At 29.6% G+C, this 768-nt stretch carries 1 pseudogene; it reads right to left on the minus strand.

The features are described from left to right. Nucleotides 1-768: pseudogene (locus J536_RS26405) on the minus strand (hemagglutinin); the annotation flags it as partial.

Below are 768 nucleotides of genomic sequence, written 5' to 3' on the forward strand. Positions count from 1 at the left end.
ACCAGTAGCTTGTAAAACCAAGTTATCATCTTTGGTTTTACCCACCGTTCTTATGTTAACCCCTTTATCACCATTAATAATGGTAGGGCTGACTAGTGTTCTGAAGCTATAATTCCCTTCACTTTCACTACCTTTATCATAAAAATCTGTATGACCATCAACAATAATACTTGCATTTAATGATTTTGGTGGTTGATTAACCCCACTACTAATTGAAGATTTATACTGTTCGGCTAAAACACCACTTGCTTCTAAATTAACTTGTCCTAATTGAGCAGAAATATTTCCTCCACTTATAGATAAACCTTTAGCAGAAGTAATATTTATATTTCCTGATTTTGAAGTTAACTTAGTTTCAGCATGCTCAGATCCGTTTAGACTCTCCTTATAGAATAGTTCATTTTTTTCGACATCATTAATATAATCATTATCATATTTAAAACCAAAAACATAATCTACAGCAAGTGGAGTATTATTTCCACCAAGCAAGAACGGAAGCTGCCCAGGAACTGGATAATTTATTTTTATTGGATACTTATCTTTAAATACATTAAAATCTCTTTCATATTCTTTATATGCATTAACCCATATTTCTGAATTTTTATTTTTGGTTTGATCTAAAAGTTCATAATCCCAATATTTAAGAAACATATCATTATAATTGCGATATTTTTTCACCAAATTAGAGTAATCATTAAAATAATCTTGTGACTGTAGCTTTAAACGTTCCTTATTCATTTCTTCTATTTTTAAAGTATAATCTTTTGC

The sequence above is a fragment of the Acinetobacter sp. 809848 genome (assembly GCF_000581275.1).
GTDB classification, from domain to species: Bacteria; Pseudomonadota; Gammaproteobacteria; order Pseudomonadales; family Moraxellaceae; genus Acinetobacter; species Acinetobacter pittii.